17 protein-coding genes are annotated in these 17,157 nt (G+C 61.8%); 6 read left to right on the top strand and 11 right to left on the bottom strand.

The genetic code is table 11. The features are described 5' to 3' along the window. Positions 1-43 precede the first annotated feature (43 nt). Together HX855_RS13225 and HX855_RS13230 are read left to right on the top strand one after the other, a co-directional pair. Positions 44-1,339 carry a serine/threonine transporter gene (locus HX855_RS13225; protein ID WP_177083361.1) on the top strand — a complete coding sequence of 432 codons (1,296 nt, stop codon included), beginning with the start codon at positions 44-46 and terminating at the stop codon, positions 1,337-1,339. A gap of 306 nt (positions 1,340-1,645) precedes the next feature. Then, positions 1,646-1,963, top strand: coding sequence for a DUF3509 domain-containing protein (locus tag HX855_RS13230; RefSeq protein WP_010176956.1), 318 nt, complete (start codon positions 1,646-1,648; stop codon positions 1,961-1,963). Here HX855_RS13230 and HX855_RS13235 read toward each other — a convergent pair. The 4 genes from HX855_RS13235 to HX855_RS13250 all read right to left on the bottom strand — a co-directional run bounded on the left by HX855_RS13235 (position 1,960) and on the right by HX855_RS13250 (position 3,580). Beyond that, entirely contained in the window at positions 1,960-2,448 is a 489-nt protein-coding gene (locus tag HX855_RS13235) for a phosphate-starvation-inducible protein PsiE (RefSeq protein ID WP_003212783.1), read from the bottom strand. The two genes, HX855_RS13230 and HX855_RS13235, sit on opposite strands and share 4 nt — an antisense overlap. Before the next feature lie 172 nt (positions 2,449-2,620). Next, positions 2,621-2,890 carry a type II toxin-antitoxin system RelE/ParE family toxin gene (locus tag HX855_RS13240; protein WP_010176957.1) on the bottom strand — a complete coding sequence of 90 codons (270 nt, stop codon included), beginning with the start codon at positions 2,888-2,890 and terminating at the stop codon, positions 2,621-2,623. Next, on the bottom strand, positions 2,880-3,071 hold the full coding sequence (locus HX855_RS13245; RefSeq protein ID WP_093201623.1) for an antitoxin: 192 nt from the start codon (positions 3,069-3,071) through the stop codon (positions 2,880-2,882). Before HX855_RS13245 ends, HX855_RS13240 begins: the two co-directional genes overlap by 11 nt. 173 nt (positions 3,072-3,244) lie before the next feature. Then, the gene (locus HX855_RS13250; protein WP_177083360.1) at positions 3,245-3,580 is read right to left on the bottom strand and encodes a DUF6124 family protein; all 336 of its coding nucleotides are present in this window, start codon (positions 3,578-3,580) and stop codon (positions 3,245-3,247) included. A 464-nt stretch (positions 3,581-4,044) separates the two neighbouring features. Here HX855_RS13250 and HX855_RS13255 point away from each other — a divergent pair, with 464 nt between their 5' ends. Beyond that, positions 4,045-4,305, top strand: coding sequence for a YebG family protein (locus HX855_RS13255; protein WP_010176960.1), 261 nt, complete (start codon positions 4,045-4,047; stop codon positions 4,303-4,305). 231 nt (positions 4,306-4,536) lie between these two features. Here the strand turns inward: HX855_RS13255 and HX855_RS13260 are convergent, their stop codons facing one another. Further along, positions 4,537-5,256 carry a dienelactone hydrolase family protein gene (locus tag HX855_RS13260; RefSeq protein ID WP_177083358.1) on the bottom strand — a complete coding sequence of 240 codons (720 nt, stop codon included), beginning with the start codon at positions 5,254-5,256 and terminating at the stop codon, positions 4,537-4,539. A gap of 204 nt (positions 5,257-5,460) precedes the next feature. Between HX855_RS13260 and HX855_RS13265 the strand changes: the two genes are divergently transcribed. Next, a complete protein-coding gene (locus HX855_RS13265; protein WP_177083356.1) occupies positions 5,461-6,768 on the top strand; it encodes an acetamidase/formamidase family protein in 1,308 nt (435 codons plus the stop codon). 6 nt (positions 6,769-6,774) lie between these two features. Here HX855_RS13265 and HX855_RS13270 read toward each other — a convergent pair whose 3' ends face one another. Further along, entirely contained in the window at positions 6,775-7,794 is a 1,020-nt protein-coding gene (locus tag HX855_RS13270; protein ID WP_177083354.1) for a Glu/Leu/Phe/Val dehydrogenase, read from the bottom strand. 186 nt (positions 7,795-7,980) lie between these two features. Between HX855_RS13270 and HX855_RS13275 the strand changes: the two genes are divergently transcribed. After that, positions 7,981-8,784, top strand: coding sequence for a SirB1 family protein (locus HX855_RS13275; protein ID WP_177083352.1), 804 nt, complete (start codon positions 7,981-7,983; stop codon positions 8,782-8,784). Here the strand turns inward: HX855_RS13275 and HX855_RS13280 are convergent. From HX855_RS13280 to hmgA, 4 genes are all read right to left on the bottom strand, one after another. Beyond that, positions 8,708-10,093 (bottom strand): aromatic acid/H+ symport family MFS transporter, encoded by a 1,386-nt coding sequence (locus HX855_RS13280; protein WP_177083351.1) that lies wholly within the window; start codon positions 10,091-10,093, stop codon positions 8,708-8,710. The genes HX855_RS13275 and HX855_RS13280 overlap by 77 nt on opposite strands. A gap of 146 nt (positions 10,094-10,239) precedes the next feature. Next, the gene (maiA, locus tag HX855_RS13285) at positions 10,240-10,884 is read right to left on the bottom strand and encodes a maleylacetoacetate isomerase (RefSeq protein WP_177083350.1); all 645 of its coding nucleotides are present in this window, start codon (positions 10,882-10,884) and stop codon (positions 10,240-10,242) included. 12 nt (positions 10,885-10,896) lie between these two features. Beyond that, entirely contained in the window at positions 10,897-12,183 is a 1,287-nt protein-coding gene (gene fahA, locus HX855_RS13290; protein ID WP_177083349.1) for a fumarylacetoacetase, read from the bottom strand. A 3-nt stretch (positions 12,184-12,186) separates the two neighbouring features. Continuing rightward, on the bottom strand, positions 12,187-13,470 hold the full coding sequence (hmgA, locus tag HX855_RS13295) for a homogentisate 1,2-dioxygenase (protein ID WP_177083348.1): 1,284 nt from the start codon (positions 13,468-13,470) through the stop codon (positions 12,187-12,189). Positions 13,471-13,589: 119 nt separating this feature from the next. Between hmgA and HX855_RS13300 the strand changes: the two genes are divergently transcribed. After that, positions 13,590-14,381 (top strand): IclR family transcriptional regulator, encoded by a 792-nt coding sequence (locus HX855_RS13300; protein ID WP_177083347.1) that lies wholly within the window; start codon positions 13,590-13,592, stop codon positions 14,379-14,381. A 135-nt stretch (positions 14,382-14,516) separates the two neighbouring features. Here HX855_RS13300 and HX855_RS13305 read toward each other — a convergent pair whose 3' ends face one another. Continuing rightward, on the bottom strand, positions 14,517-16,997 hold the full coding sequence (locus HX855_RS13305) for a LuxR C-terminal-related transcriptional regulator (protein WP_177083346.1): 2,481 nt from the start codon (positions 16,995-16,997) through the stop codon (positions 14,517-14,519). Positions 16,998-17,157: the final 160 nt, after the last annotated feature.

Here is a 17,157-nt window from a genome sequence, read left to right on the forward strand (position 1 = left end):
TCCCAACGTGAGCCCGCGCAAAAACAATAACGAGGCCATAACGATGACCGATGTACGTACACCTGCTGCCGAAAATCCCGCTGTAGACCTGACCACGACCACCGTGACAACCGGCTGGAACAAACACGACACCACCTGGATGCTCGGCCTCTACGGCACCGCCATCGGGGCCGGCACGCTGTTCCTGCCGATCAACGCCGGCGTTGGCGGCTTCTGGCCGTTGATCGTGCTGGCGCTGCTGGCCTTCCCGATGACCTTCTTCGCCCACCGTGGGCTGACGCGCTTTGTGCTGTCGGGCAAATCCGGCGACATCACCGACGTGGTGGAAGAACACTTCGGCATCGGCGCCGGCAAGCTGATCACCCTGCTGTACTTCTTCGCCATCTTCCCGATTTTGCTGGTGTACAGCGTAGCGCTGACCAACACCCTGACCAGCTTTATGGAACACCAACTGCACATGGCGCCGCCGCCCCGGGCGATCCTGTCGCTGGTGCTGATCCTCGGCCTGATGGCCATTGTGCGGTGCGGCCAGGGCGTGATCGTCAAGGCCATGAGCGTGCTGGTGTACCCGTTCGTCGCCGCCCTGCTGCTGTTGGCGGTGAGCCTGATCCCCAACTGGAACGGCGCGTTCTTCGCCTCCGCCAGCGAAGGCATGCCCCTGCCGGCGTTCTTCAAGACCTTGTGGCTGGCGATCCCGGTGATGGTGTTTTCCTTCAACCACTCGCCGATCATCTCCGCCTTCGCCGTCGATCAAAAACGCGTGTACGGCCCGCAGGCCGAGCGCAAAAGCAGCGGCATCCTGGCCATGGCCCACAGCATGATGGTGCTGACGGTGATGTTCTTCTGCTTCAGTTGCGTACTGGCCCTGTCGCCGGCTGACCTGGCAGCGGCCAAGGCCCAGAACATCTCGATCCTGTCGTACCTGGCGAACCACTTCCAGACGCCGGTGATCGCCTACGCCGCGCCGTTGATCGCGCTGGTGGCGATCACCAAATCCTTTCTGGGCCACTACATCGGCGCCAGCGAAGGCTTCCAGGGCCTGATCGTCAAATCCCTGCGCGGGCGTAACCGCTCGATGTCGGCCAAGTGGCTGGAGCGCTGCACCGCACTGTTCATGGTGCTCACCTGCTGGGCCGTGGCCACGTTCAACCCGAGCATCCTCGGCATGATCGAAACCATGGGCGGGCCGATCATCGCCTGCCTGTTGTTCCTGATGCCGATGTACGCCATTCGCCGAGTGCTATCTTTGCGCCAGTATTCGGGCCAGGTGTCCAACGTGTTTGTGGTGTTGATCGGCTTGATTGCGCTGTCTGCGATCGTTTTCTCGGTCATGCCCTGAAACAGGACACACCCACCACGACTTGAGTGAACGCCGCACCCTGTGGGAGCCGGGCTTGCCCGCGATGGCGGTGGATCAGTGGGTATAAATGCCGGCTGATCCTCCGCAATCGCAGGCAAGCCAGCTCCCACAGTTAATTCAAGGCAATGCTGAACGCTTGTACGGCACGCCCCTTGCTGTACAGCACTTGAGGAAAACGGACCTTGTGAAAACCTCAGCGAGCGAATGGCCGGTGGTCAGGAAACGCGAACTAATCCCGACACCGGTCGTCAATGACTGCATGTTCTTATCAGGCGGTAACGCACCATGGACAATCCTTTTCAGATCATCACCGACACCTTCGCCCCGAAATACCGGGTCAACTTGAGCATCCAACGGCTGGACGGCAGCATCATGCTGACCCTGTCCGACGAAGACGGCGTAGTGGCCAAACGCATGATCAGCGCCGAACAACGCAACGACCCGCAGCGCCTGAAACGGCTGGTGCAAAGTGTGCAGTTCGGGATTGCGATTGAGCAGGGGCACAGCGCGATTGAGATATTGGCGGTGATGACCGACGGGGACAGCCACAAAGTGTTGCAGCGGCCGCCGGTCAGCCGGCCGCCGCTGAGTGCCGGGCTTTAAAGCTCGCCTTTCTCTGTTTCAAGGCTCGCTTCGCCCTTGCGGCGCGGGCCTTCGACCTTCACCGACGGAAACGCCGACGACGCATACCGCACCACCAGAATCGCGAACGCCAACAGCAGAATCCCACCGCACAGGTAGATGATGCCGATGTCGGGCGGGTTGTGGTGGGACACGTTGGAGATCAGCAGGCGGGTCAGCGCGGTGATCGCCACGTAGATCAGAAAGCGCACCGGCATGTGGTTGGTCTTGAAGTAAATCCCGACCATCGCCCCCAATTCCAGGTAGATGAACAGCAGCAAGATGTCATCGATCTTGATGTGCCCTGTCTCCAGCATCCCCAGAAACTCCATCACCGCGGCATAGGCGGTCACCGCACCAATGGCGAACAGCGCCAGGTAGTGGAAGGTCTCGACGAACAGATTTCCCAAGGACTCGGCCAGTTGGTGCACGGTCTTGCGCAGGTTTTCAGCCCAGTTGATTTTCACGATGATGCTTCCTTAGGTCGGCTCGACCGGATAATGCGGGTTGGACGTGACGGTTTCTCTGCATGCAGAAAAAAGGCCAGGGAACAGGAAGTGAGAAGGTGGCGGGGTGATATGAGGCACGTGTGAAGGGAGAGGAGAACAAAAAACACTCCTCATCCCAACAATCAACTGCTCAAGGGTATTGCTGTCGCGCGTGTAAAACCGCCAGTACCCGAACAGAGTCGGTGACTTGGTAAACCACCAGGTAATTGGGATGCACGACCATTTCTCGTGTGCCGCCAACACGGCCTGTTCGGTAAAGATGAGGTCTGCGGGAGAGGGCCAATACTGAGGCTTCTATTGCTCGGTTCAGCTCAAGAGCAGCATTGGGATTACGATCGCTGATGTAATCAAGAATTTTCCAGAGTTGCGCCCGCGCAGCGGGTGCCCATTCAATCAGCATCGCCTTTCTTGCGTTTAGATTCGATCAGCGCCTGCATTTCGGCCATCACCTGATCGTGCGGGATGCCGGGACTAGGGTCATCCAAAGCGGCTTGCACCTTGGCACGAAACCAGCGGTCGTAGCTGGCAGCTTGCTCCTCGGTTTCGGTCAGGGGAGCTCGAGGGAAAAAGGAAGTACTCATAGGGGCCTCCGTTGTCGATGAGAAAGGAGTCTAGTCGCTAGACTTTTCACTGTCGTGGGTCAAGCGATGAAGTGAGTAACAGAAAAAGTCGCCGTTTGGACTCAACAACTGAAAGGAACAGGCCTCGCACGAGCGTACTTAGCCTGCCTCCTTCGCTTATTTGGAATACCGGTTCAGGTTGGCGCGACCTGATCGAGCGCTTGATCGACCAATAAACCACTCATTTCCAGCAGTTGATGGATCGCCAGAAGCAAACTTCGCTGTGGGCCCTCAAGCTCAAAAGCCAGGCTGCTGGCCATTTCTCGGGCACTGTTCAAGGTTTCGCTGGCGTTGGCGAGTAACGTTTCCGTATCGGCATTGGGCGTAACGCTGAAAAGAATCGAGGAGGGTTCGGGAGGTGGTTCAGGTGTTTCTGGGCGCAGGTAGTGATCAATCGCGCGGTTGGCTGCGGCTTGAAGACGGGTGTCAGTGTGTGAATCGTATGGGGGACTCGGGGTAATCTTTTTCATGGTCAGACTCTTCCGTATTAAGGACCGTCCCCATCTGCCGCCAAGCAGATTGGGTGACGGATTGCACAAGGTTGGCGGACCGGTACGAAAGAAGAAAACCGGCACCCCGAAGGGTCCATGCGCAACCCGTCATGACACAGGAATACAAACGCCACGAAGCGTCTGCAATCTTGTTGGGACGTTGTTACGCCTTTCGTTACCGAGCCGCCAAGCCCGTTCGCTGCATTTGCAGCGCCCGAGGAAGGTAAGCGAACGGACGAAGCCGGCGCAACCCCGGCAAGTTGTCAGAAATTTCTCTTGCTGCAAACCCCCGTATTCCAACTACATTAAAAAGCCACTACCCAAAGCCTATGGATTGGCTTATGCTTTTAGCTGTATATAAATACAGTATTCGCACGAACGCATGGCGACACCCGAACCAAGGGCTACCCCCTTCAATACTGCACCGATGACGAGGCCGAAAAATGGCTGTTGAAACCCTGTATCGCAGTACCCGTGACCTGGAGACTACATTCGTGGATCGCAAACTTGCCGACGCACACGACCAGATGCTTGAACTGGCAGAGTCCCTGATGGAAGTGCTGTTGAAAAACGTCGAAGGCTTGAGCGAGAAGCAGGCTGAAGATGCCGGTATTTTCATGGCCAAGAACCGCGCAGCGTTTGCGGCGGCGTTCAAGAACAATGCGAGTGCATTGGCGGAGATTGGGCAGCCAGAGGCTGAGTGATGCGGTGCCCGTAGTGGTAAAGGGCTTGTTGTGACCGGGGGAGCTTGCTGTGGCAGAGGGAGCTTGCTGTGGCGAGGGAGCTTGCTCCCGCTGGGCTGCGCAGCAGACCCAAAAGCTTGGGAGCGCTGCGCACTCCAGCGGGAGCAAGCTCCCTCGCCACGGCAAGCTCCCTCACCACAGCAAGCTCCCTCGCCACAGGTTATGCGTTGATGCCTTTCACATGTGTCATGCCTACCACAAGGTCTTGCCAAAGAATGTCAGCGTCCGGTCCCACGCCAATTGCGACCAGGCGGCATCGTATTGCGTGTCCGGGATACGACCATCACCAATCGCCGTCTCGTTGGCAAACGCATGGCGCGCCAGGTAACGATGGAAGGTCGCGTCCACACCCGCCGCGTGCAGTTTTGACTCCAGCTCAGCCACGGTGTCGATGTTGAAGAAGGCATCCTGGGTGCCCCAATGGCCAATCAGCGGCGCTTTGATCTTCGAAGCATCCAGATACTCCAGCGGCGGGAAGCCGTACCACACCACGCCCGCAGCCACTTCCGCAATTGCGTTCAGCGCCAGCAACGTCAACGCCCCGCCCATGCAATAACCGGTCACGCCGACTTTTTTCGAATCCGCCTGCAAGTACTGCACGGCGCCCTTGATGTCCTGGGACACCGCATCGCCAAAATCCAGGCCGTCCATCAGGTGATGGGCTTCTTCCTCTTCCACCGTGGAAGCGCCGCGATACAGGTCCGGCACCAGCACCCGGTAACCGCATTCGGCCAAGCGGTTGGCCACACCCTTGATCTGATCGTTAACGCCCCACCACTCCTGGATCACCACGATCGCCGGCGCGCCTTCGAGCACCGCCGGGCTGGCGAGGTAGCCGTTGACGTCTGCGCCATCCGGACGTTTGAAGGTGATCATGCGCCCGCTGGAGCGCCCTGCTGTTTGTTTGGACATGCCAACCTCGTTCTGATGGGTTTGATAACAGAGATATCTGTATTTGCACGTGTCCGCCACTGTGGATGTATCAGAGTGTGTATGGATGCCCCTGAGATACACACGTACTGCCAATGGCAGCAGCGCGACACACGACAGATACACCCCGGCGGTTAAGTGATGAAGGCTGTTCAACATTCAATCACCCAGGGCCAGGAAAATAAAATGAATAACCTCCCAGCTGTCGACCGCCTCAGCGTCACGTCCTACACCAACGGCCTGCTCGGCCCCAGCCAGAAAATGCTCGGGCCACTGGCCGACGGGGGTACCTTGATCACCGGCACCCCGCCCGGCTGCTGGGGCCCGATGATCACCCCGGCGTTCGAGGGCGGCCATGAGGTGACCCAGCCGGTGTTCATCGCCGGCGCCGAAATCGGCGACGCGGTGGCGCTGAAGATCACACGCATGCGTGTCACCTCCCTGGCCACGTCGTCGGGGGTCATGAGTTTTGTCGAAGGGCGCTACCACGGCGACCCGTTTGTCGCGAAGTTCTGCTCCAACTGTGGGCAAGAGCATCCCGCCAGCCACGTCGAAGGCATTGGCGAAGACGCTATCCGCTGCGATGCCTGCGGCGCCGAAGTCAGTGCATTCCGCTTCAGCAATGGCTACGTGATCGTCCTGGATGCCGAGCATCAGGTGAGTTTGACGGTCAACCAGGCCGTGGCGGACCGTTTGGCCGGTAAAGCATCGGATATGTCGGCGCTGCCCGAGCTGTCTGCCCAGCATTCGATCCTGTCCCTGGCCCGCGCCGACATTCCCGGCCTGGCCGCCCATATGCGCCCGTTCCTGGGCAACATCGGCACCACGCCTTCACGGGATCTTCCCGATTCCCACAACTGCGGCGACTTCGGCCAATACCTGGTGGGCGCGCCCCATCGCTACGGCATGACCCATGAAGAACTGCACGCCGCCAAAACCGATGGCCACATGGACACCAACTCGGTGCGTGAAGGCTGCATCCTGATCTGCCCGGTGAAAGTCCCCGGTGCCGGGGTGTACATGGGTGATATGCATGCGCAGCAGGGCAACGGCGAAATTGCCGGGCATGCCACTGATGTGTCGGGGGAAACCGAACTGACGGTGCACGTGATCAAAGGCCTGAGCCTGGACGGCCCGATCCTGCTGCAAAACCTCGATGACCTGCCGCCCATGGCGCGCCCGATGAACGCGGAGCAACGCCTGCGGGTGAAGGCATTGGGCGAGCGCTGGGGCCAGGTGGAGATCGAGGAGAACGCACCCATCACCTTTATCGGCAGTGGGACAAACCTTAACGTCGCGACGGAAAACGGGCTGGAGCGCGCAGCCGCCGTGACCGGGCTGTCGATCGACGAAGTGCGCAATCGCGCAACCATCAACGGCTCCATTGAAATCAGCCGCCTGCCGGGCACCGTGCGGGTCACGATTCTGTGCCCGATGCCCATCCTTGATCGTATGGGCGTGGGCCAACTGGCCCGGGAAAAATATCAGCGTTGATCCGCCTCAGCGGTACAGCAACCGCTCCGCCAGCTCATCCGCCACCCGCGCGGGTGAGCGTTTTTCCGCCTGGGCGTGTGCGAAGATTTCGGTCAGGCGCGTGCCGATATTCGACAGGTGTGCGGTGATGGTTTCCAGCTCGGCGCCGCCGTGTTTGAGGGCGACGTAGATCAGGCCACCGGAGTTGATCACGTAGTCCGGCGCGTAAAGAATCCCACGCCCTTCCAATTGATCGGCCACGTGCAGGTTGGTCAGTTGCGCACTGGCCGAGCCGGCCACCGCCGCACACCGCAACTGCGCCACCGTGTAGCGGTTGAACACCGCGCCCACGCCGCAGGGCGCCAGGATGTCGCACGGGGTGCTGAGCAACGCTTCGTTGGCAATCGGGTGGGCGCCCAGTTGTTCCATGGCCAGTTGCACCTTGCCGTGGTCGATGTCGCTCACCAGCAATTCCGCGCCGGCGGCGTGCAGTTGCTCGGCCAGGGCATACCCGACGTTGCCCAGGCCCTGGATCGCCACGCGCAAACCTTCCAGGTTGTCGCTTCCCAGGCGGGCCATGGCGGTGGTGCGGATGCCGGCGAATACACCCATGGCGGCGTGAGGCGACGGGTCGCCGGCCGCCGTGGTGCTGGTGACATAGCGGGTTTGCTGGGCGATGCAGTCCATGTCGGCCACCGAGGTGCCGCTGTCGATGGCGGTGATGTAGCGGCCGTCGAGCTGCTCGATGCAGCGACCAAAGGCTTCAAACAGTGCCGCGCGGCTTTCCACATGGGCAGGGCGGATGATCACCGCATTGCCGCCACCCACCGGCAGGCCGGCCAGGGCGGCTTTGTAGCTCATGCCTTGGGCCAGGCGCGCGGCATCCTCCACGGCACTTTCATCGTCGGGGTAAGAGAGGTAACGGCAGCCTCCAAGGGCGGGGCCCAGGCGGCTGTTGTGGATGGCTATGACCGCCTTTAACCCAGTGGCAGGGTCGACACTCAGGTGCAGCGATTCAAGGCGTGTGCTGTGCATGAGCGCAAACATCGTCGGGCTCCCGAATCACTTCTTGTAGGCGCCAAGTATAGGACCGCCAGCGAAAGCCTGCTGAAGCGCGCAGGAATAAGGCCGCCGGTTTTAAAGGGTTTGCGACATAAACAGGTAGGACGCGTCTTAAGGCACTGGACGAAAGTTCACAGCAAGGCTAAAACGAGACATCCGCCGGAGATCTCAATGAAGCCCCGCCACGCCTTTTTTGCCTGCCTGGAACGGTCACCGCCCGCGCTGTTTGAAGCCGCGCTGTGGATGGCGGCCGAGCACGACCCGGCTGTCGACCCTTTGGCTATCCTGCAGGACTTCAAGGTGCTGCAGCAGTTGGTCAGCCTCAGCATGCCGATGCTGCCGCCGGACGAACTCGGGCAACCGCTGCTGCGGCGCATGAACGACCTGGGGTTTGCCCAGGATGACAACACCCCGCTGCGCCCCGCCGCCGCCCTGCTCGATAAGGTGCTCAAGCGCAAGCGCGGGCAGCCGCTGGCGTTGGGGCTGATCGCCCTGGAGCTGGCGCGGCGCCTGGACATTCCCCTGGTGGGCGTCAACTTTCCGGGGCACTTCCTGTTGCGCGTACCCGGCGCCGATCACCTGCTGGACCCGTGCGGCGGCCGGCGGCTGTACCCCAACGATTGCCGTGAACTGCTGACTCGCCAGTACGGGCCCAATCTCAAATTGCAGGCCGACCACCTGCACACCGCAGAACCGCGCTCGATCCTGCAGCGGCTGTCACGCAATCTGCGCCAGTTGCACCTGTCCAACGACGAGCATCTGGCCGCCCTGGTGGATGCCGAGCGGGTGCTGGAGCTGGGCAATGCCAGCGCCGCCGATTACCTGGCCCGGGCCAGTTTGTATCAGCGCCTGGATTGCCCGAATGCCGAACGCTTTGACCTGGAGCATGCGTTGATGCTCAGTGAAGACCCGATCCAGCGCCTGCGCCTGACTGAACGCCTGGGGCACTTGCCGCCGAACTCGGTGGTGCATTGAAGGGCGAGCGCACCTGAATAATTAGCAACGCCGCCATTACCGCCGGAATCGCACAGAAGAAGAAAATCTGCTGCACCGGGATGTGCATCGCCAGCAACAGGCTGCCGAACAGCGGCCCCAGGATCGAACCGAACCGTCCTACACCCAACGCCCAACCGGTGCCGGTCGCCCGCACATGGGCCGGGTAGAAGTTACTGACGAACGCGTTGAGGGTCAGCTGGCCGCCGATGATGCAGAAGCCCGCCGCAAACACGCAGGCCACCAGATACCGCGGGTTGTCGTGATTCAGCCCCAGCAGAATCGTGCACACCGCAGCGGCCGCGAGCACGCCGGACAGTAGGCGCACTTTGCTTTTCAGCCGGTCAGCGAACCAGGCCATGCCGATGGCGCCCAAGGTGCCGGCAAACAGGAACATCGAGGTCACCAGGTTGGCTTCGTTCAGACCCAGGCCGCTTTCCAGCAACAGCGACGGCAACCAGCTGATCATGAAATACAGCAGGATCAGGCTGACAAAAAACGTCGCCCACAGCAGTAACGTCGGGCGTGCATAACCGTGGCGAAACAGCTCAACCACCGTCAGTTTGCTGCCTTGCTCCTGGCAGTTTTCTGCTTCGCTCGCCGCCGGTGGTTGCCAGCCGGGCAACATCCGCGCGGTGACTTTTTGCAGGCGTGCATACGGCGGCGCATCACGCAGCAGACGCGGCAGGGACTCGGGCAACTTCCAGGCGAGAAACGGGAACAGCAGCAACGGCGTCACGCCGCCGGCCAGGAACACCGCCTGCCAGCCGAAGCTGTCGATAAACCCGGCCGCCACAAAACCGCCCGCCGCACCGCCGAAAGAGAAGCCACACGCCGCGAGCGTCACCATCAACGTGCGCAGGCGAGGTGGTGAGTATTCCGACATCAAGGCCATGGCGCTGGGCATCGCGCCGCCCATGCCGATGCCGCAGATAAAGCGGGCGGCCATCAAGGTATTCAGGGAGTTGGCGAACACCATCAGCACCGTGAGGCTGGCGTAGATCAGCACGCAGCACAGCAGGATGCGCCGCACACCGAAGCGGTCCGCCAAGGGGGTGACGGCCAGGGAGCCGAGGGTCAGCCCCAGCAGGTTGGCGCTGAACACCGGGCCGAACGCGGCTTTTTCCAGGCCCCAGTCCTTGGCCAGCGCCGGGACCACGTAGCCCAGGACCTGAGCGTCGTAGCCGTCGGTGACCAGCAACAGCGCCAGCAACAAGAGAATCAACCACTGATAGCGCGACACCGGACGGGCGTCGAGTGCCGCACGAAAGCTGGCAATCTGATTGTGCATCGCAAGGGACCTGTGTTGTTTTTATATTTTTTTGGACACGCTGTAGATCAAATGTGGGAGCTGGCTTGCCTGCGATGGCGGTGTATCAGTAACAGATACCTAACCTGACACATCGCTATCGCAGGCAAGCCAGCTCCCACATTGATTTATGGCGTGTCAGGGGTATCGGGTTGATTCGCCGGATGTGCCTGCATGAACGCCGGATGCTGCGCCGCCAAGGCCGCCACCCGCTGAATGCGCGGGTACGCCGCCAACGACACCTTGAACCGCTCTGCCGCGTACAACTGCGGAATCAAAAACGTATCCGCCATGCCCGGCTGGTCGCCAAAGCAGTAACCCTGATCACCGATCAACTGCTCCACCGCCGCCAGCCCCTGGCTGATCCAGTGCCCGATCCACTCCAGCACCTGCGCCTCATCGTGCCCCCATTGCTTGAGCAAGTTCTGGGTGCTGGAGTTGTGCAGCGGATGAATGTCGCAACCGATAATCGACGCCACCGCGCGCTCATGGGCACGGGTTGCCAGATCCCTGGAGAGCAACGGCACCTGTGGATAACGTTCCTCCAGGTACTCGATGATTGCCGGCGACTGAATCAGCACATCGCCGTCATCGGTACGCAAGGCCGGCACGCGACCTTGAGGGTTGATCGCCAGGTACTCCGGCTGGCGATTGGCGCCGCCCTTGGGCACCAGCAGGTTGACCGGCACCGCGGTGAAATCCAGGCCCTTGAGGGCCAACGCGATGCGCACCCGGTACGACGAAGTGGAGCGGTAGTAGGTATAGAGTTCCATGGCCCTGCCCTCTCAGCGCGCCGCGACCACGGTACCCCGGCATTCGCCGAAGCCGATGGAGGCAAAACCGTCGCGGGTGCAGCGGGCACGCAGGATGATTTCGTCGCCGTCTTCAAGGAATTTACGCACTTCACCGGAGGCCAGCTCGATCGGTTTTTTACCGCCCTCGGTGATCTCCAGCAGGCTGCCAAACTGACCCGCCTCAGGCCCCGACAAGGTGCCCGAACCAAACAGGTCGCCGGCCTGCAACTGGCAGCCGTTGACGCTGTGGTGCGCAACCATTTGCGCCACGGTCCAGTACATGTGTTGGGTGTTGCTGAGGGTCAGGCGATGGGCCGGCAGGTTCTGCTCACGCATCGAGGCGGTGGTCAGCAGCACTTCCAGTTCGATATCAAAACCACCGGCAGCCTGGTCGCGCTTGTCCAGCAGGTAGGGCAGCGGTTGCGGGTCGCCTTCAGGGCGCGTCGGTTGTGCCTTGCGGAACGGCTCCAGGGCTTCAGCCGTCACCACCCAGGGCGAAATGCTGGTGATAAAACTTTTGGACAAGAACGGGCCCAGCGGCTGGTATTCCCAGGCCTGGATATCCCGCGCCGACCAGTCGTTGAGCAGGCAGAAACCGGCGATGTGATCAGCGGCGTCACCGATGGCAATCGAGTCGCCCATGGCATTGCCCTGGCCGATCCAGATGCCCAGTTCCAGCTCGTAATCCAGGCGTGCGCAGGGGCCGAAGGTTGGCTCGGTCTGCCCGGCTGGCAAAGTCTGGCCTTTCGGGCGGCGGACCTCGGTGCCCGACGGGCGAATCGTCGACGCGCGCCCGTGGTAGCCGATCGGCACGTACTTGTAGTTGGGCAGCAGCGGGTTGTCGGGACGGAACAGTTTGCCGACGTTTTGCGCGTGCTCGATACCCACGTAGAAATCGGTGTAGTCGTTGATTTTGGCTGGCAGGTGCATCTCGCAGTCAGCCGCCAGGTGCAGCGCACTTTCCAGTTTGCCTTGCAGGCTGCTGCCTTCCGCCAGCAGTTCCAACAGGCGCTCACGCAGGGCCACGCGCGGGCCACGGCCGAGTTCGAAAAACCCATTCAGTTGACCGCCAGCAGTGGCTTCAACGGCACGACGGGCTTCACCGTCAAAGCATTCCACAGCGGCCTGCAAATCAAGAATCTGCTCGCCAATCGCCACGCCACTGCGCGGTGCCGAACCGTTGAGGCTGAACACACCCAGCGGCAGGTTTTGCAGCGGGAAATCCCGGTGACCGTTGGCGCAAGCGACCCAACTGCGGGTGAGATTAGGCTGAGTCATGGGTTATCTCCGATTCGGGTTGAAGGTTGCAGGCAGCGAGGCCCAGCAAGCGTCGTAGGAAGGTTGCAGTTGCGGGCATTCCAGCGCGAACTGTGTAGGACGCAGCACCTGGCTGGTCTCGAACATGAATGCCATGGTGTTATCAATCTTGTGGGGTTCAAGCGTCGCGTTGATGGCCTTGGTGCAGGTCTCGCCATCCGGGCCATGGGCGCTCATACAGCTGTGCAGCGACGCGCCGCCGGGCAGGAAGCCTTCGGCCTTGGCGTCGTAGGCGCCCTGGATCAGGCCCATGTATTCGTTCATCAGGTTGCGGTGGAACCACGGTGGCCGGAAGGTGTTTTCGGCAACCATCCAGCGGGGCGGGAAGATCACGAAGTCGAGGTTGGCCAGGCCGTGCACGCTGGTGGGCGAGGTCAATACGGTGAAGATCGACGGGTCCGGGTGATCAAAACTTACGGTGCCGATGGTGTTGAAGCGGCGCAGGTCGTATTTGTACGGCACGTTGTTGCCGTGCCACGCCACCACGTTCAGCGGCGAATGGTCCAGTTGGCAGCCCCACAGCTCGCCGAGGAATTTCTGCACCAGGGTGGTCGGTTGCTTGAGGTCTTCGTAATGGGCGACGGGCGTGAGGAAATCCCGTGGGTTGGCCAGGCCATTGCTGCCGATCGGGCCGAGGTCCGGCAGGCGCAGCGGTGCGCCGTGGTTTTCGGCGACGTAGCCGCGGGCCTGGGCATCCAGCAGCTCGATGCGGAATTTCAGGCCGCGTGGCAGCACGACAATTTCCAGCGGCTCCACGTCCAGCACGCCCAGTTCAGTGGCGATGCGCAGGCGGCCCTGCTCGGGAACGATCAACAGTTCGCCGTCGGCGTTGAAGAACACGCGGTCCATGGAGCGGTTGGCGCGGTAGGTGTAGATACTGATGCCTGAGGGTTTTTCCGACCCGGCGTTGGCGACCATGCCGACAAGCCCGTCAATGAAGTCTGTCGGCTCATCCGGAATATCCAGCGGGTTCCAGCGCAAGCGATTGGGCGTCACAGCGCCCAGCGGGCCACCGGCCAGTTGCCGTTCCAGCTTGATGAACGCCGGGTGGTTGGCCGATGGCTGGATGCGGTACAGCCAGGTGCGGCGGGCTTCGCTGCGGGCCATGGTGAAGGCGGTGCCGGAAAAGAGTTCGGTGTACAGCCCGTAGGGCGCTTTTTGCGGGGCGTTCTGGCCGACGGGCAAGGCGCCGGGCAAGGCTTCGCTGGCAAATTCATTGCCGAAGCCTGATTGGTATTCGAGGGTCATGGATCATCCTCTGAGCGGAAGTTATTTTTATCGTAATCCAGTTACGCATAACGTAATTTGATACCTGTGGACCGTCAAGCTATAAAGACGCCCATTCGTCTTTCGGATTCATGCTCTCCATGGAAAAGCCGCCCGCCCCCCGCGACACCGGTAAACAGAAAGTCCGCTCGGCCGAAGTGGGTACCGACATTCTCAAGGCCCTGGCTGAACTGTCGCCGGCCACCTCGTTGTCGCGCCTGGCCGAACACGTGCAAATGCCGGCGAGCAAGGTCCACCGCTATTTGCAGGCGCTGATTGCCTCAGGCTTTGCCGAACAGAACACCGCCACCAACCATTACGGCCTGGGCCGCGAAGCCCTGCGCGTGGGGCTGGCCGCGCTGGGCAGCATGGACGTGCTGAAAGTTGCCGCCCTGCCCCTGGCGGAACTGCGGGATGACCTGAATGAAACCTGCTTCCTGGCCGTCTGGGGCAATCAGGGCGCCACCGTGGTGCATATCGAACCGGCGGTGCGCGCGGTGACGGTGGTCACGCAATTGGGCTCGGTGTTGCCGCTGCTCAGTTCGTCCACCGGGTTGGTGTTCAGTGCGTTTCTGCCGTCGCGGGAAACCGTGGAGTTGCGCGAGCGGGAGATTCAGGCGGGCATCGCCCATGCGTTGGCGGATGACCAGGCGTACGCCACCACTTGCGAGCAGATCCGCCAGCGCGGGCTGCATTTTGTGCACGGCCTGCTGATGCCCGGCGTGGACGCGCTGTCGGCGCCGGTGTTTAACGCGGTCGGGCAAGTGGCGGCGGTATTGACCGTGGTGGGGCCGACGTCGTTGTTCCATGCCGATGAAGACGGCCCGGCGGCGAAGCGTTTGTTGGCGGCGACCCAGGCGGTGAGTTGGCGCATGGGTTATCAGCTTCCCTGACACAATGCCGTTCAACTGTGGGAGCTGGCTTGCCTGCGATAGCGGTGCATCAGGTTAGCTATCTGCCACTGACACACCGTCATCGCGGGCAAGCCCGGCTCCCACATTAGCCTGCCTTGATTTCGAGATTAGAGTTCAAGCCATCAATCCCAGCGTCTTGGCCTTGGCCACCGCCTGGGTCCTTCGCTCCACGCCCAACTTGCTATGAATGCGCCGCGCATGGGTCTTCACCGTGTGCAGCGAGATAAACAACTGCCCGGCAATTTCCAGATTGGAATTGCCCTGGGCAATCAGTTGCAGCACCTCAAGCTCACGCTGGCTCAGAGGATTCTCCCCCGCCGCCGTCGGGCATTCCTGCGGCTCCAGCCCCAACGCACTCAACAACCCCGGTTGCCGCAGGCGCAACTCGCGAATGGCCTGTTGCACTTGGCAACGCCCCGCCAGTTCCAACCCGGCTTCCAGAGAGCGCACAGCCAATGGTCGATCACCGACTTGCCACGCCACTTCCCCCAGCACCAACTGCAACTCCGCTTCCAGGCACAGCATGCCCCGCTGCCGGGCGGTCTCCAGTAACGCACTCAGGCGGGCGACAGGCTCTTCGGCGCGATGCAATTTCACTTCGGCCAGCACCTGCAGATACTCAAGCCTCGGGATCAACTCCAGGGTGGCCGGCGGTGCTTGTTTCGCCTTGGGGCCACGGTAGTGCCGCAGCACCCGGGTCACCGCCTCCAGGGTCAGTTCGGCGCGGCCCTGTTGCAGCCAGAAATGCCCGCTGAGCAACAGCAAGACGGCGCGATAGACGGTGTCGGGCACCTGACGTTGCTGCATCAGGCGCTCGGCGTCCCGCAGCTGGATAAATGCCTGGGCGTAATCGCCCTTGTTGGCCGCCAATAGCGCCAGGCCGAGGTAGCCGTAAAGCACGCGTTTGTCCTGGCTGTGCAGGCACATGCCCAGGCCCGATTCGAAGCATTCGGCAGCGACGGTATCGTGACCCTGACGCAGGGCCAGATGCCCACGTCGCAACGAAATTCGTCCTACCAACGGCCCGGCCTTGAGCCGCTGTTGCACCAGCATCCGCTGCACATTTTCCAGCAAGCTTTGAGCCCGATACGGCGCGCCACGCTGCTCCAGCAACTGCGCATGGTCCAGCTCCAGCAGCGCCTCCAGCAGCAATGAGCCATGGGCGCGCGCCAGGCAGAGCGCTTCCCGGTTCAGCGCCTGGGCCACGTCCAGCTCACCCCGCAGCAAGGCTTGTTGGGTCAGCCCCGACAGGCACATCAAGCGTGAGGTCCAGGCGCTTTCGGGCAAGTCTTGCAGGGCTTCGAGAAAATGTTCCCGGGCGCGTGCGGCTTCGCCTCCCAGGTGCAGCAGCCACCCCCACTGCGCCTGCCAGCGGGCCAGCAGATAGCGCTGCGAATGCGCGGTCGGTTGCGGGGTGAAGCGCGCCAGCTGATCGATGCACAACGCCGCTTGGTCGAAGCGCCCGGCAAACAGCAACGCAGCGGTCACCAGCCCCACCAGTTGCGCCGAACCCAGCATCAACTCATCGCCATGCTGCTCATGCAGGCGCAACAACAGCACGGCGTTTTGCTGGCGAAACAGGTCTTCAAAACTGAAATGCTGCAACAGGCTTACGGCCACTTCGTACTCTTCGGCCTGTAACGCTTGCTCAAACGCTGCTTGCCAGTCCTCGGCGGCGGTAAACCATTGGCACGCGCGCCGGTGCCAGGAGCGCTTGGCCGGCCAGGGTTCGTCGCGCAGCAGTTGCGCCAGGGGCGGGAAGATTTGCAGCCAGTCGGCGGCGTCTTCCCAGGGCTCGATAAAGGCGCCCAGCGTCTGCAAGTCACGCAGGTAGTCGCCAAAGCCGAACAGGTGGTCGCACAGGCTTGGATTAAAACGTGGCAGGTGGGCAAGCACGCGCCAGGCTTCGGCCAGCTCCGGGGCCAGGCCGCTGAACAGTTCGTGTTGCAGGTAGTCGAGCAAGGTTTTGTCGGGGTGCCCGTCGCCCTCAAGCAAGGCGATACGCACGCCGGCGCACCAGCCGGCGCTGAACTGCAGCACCTTGTCGGCGCGGGGCCCGGCGAGGTGCTGGACCTCGGTGTGATCAAACGCCAGCTCGGCCGCGTTGCACTCCCACAGTTCATCGTCGAGCAACAACCGTGGCCAGTTGCAGGCCGGCCGCCGCCGCGCGCCGATCCACCAGGTCAAGGACGGGCTGCTGGCCGCCAGAAGCCGATCGAGCAAGGCATCCAACTCCGGCGCCGGCACCCGGCAAAAGTCATCGAGAAACAGCCAGGCCGTTGCTTGCCAGCGGTTGAGGGCCAGCAGCAGCGTGGGCTCATCGACACAATCCAGGCCAAGGCTTTGGGCCAGGCGCTGACACAAATCCACGGCCGCGCCGTTCAACGGCAACCAATACACCTGGCAATCCGCAGGCGCCTGCAACGCGCACTCGGCGAGCAGCGCACTCTTGCCGCTGCCGGCCGGGGCGCAGAGCAACTTCACCCGCGCGGGAGCGTTGAGCAACGGCCCGGCCAGGCGTGGGCGCAACAGGTGGTGGGGCGACAAACGTGGCATGAATCCAGGACGATCCAGACAACGGGTCATGGCGGTCATTACTGCGTCCCTGTTTTTTATTATTAGGCGGCGTGCCCCCTACCCTAGTCCTGTGGTTGGCGGTTGTTGAGGAGTATTCAGCAGGCTGATTGGCGGGCATAAAAAAGCCGGGAGCGCAAACAGCCACCCGGCATGAGACTCAGCGTTGAAATGCGCTCCC

The organism is Pseudomonas sp. IPO3778, assembly GCF_013386825.1.
Lineage (GTDB): Bacteria > Pseudomonadota > Gammaproteobacteria > Pseudomonadales > Pseudomonadaceae > Aquipseudomonas.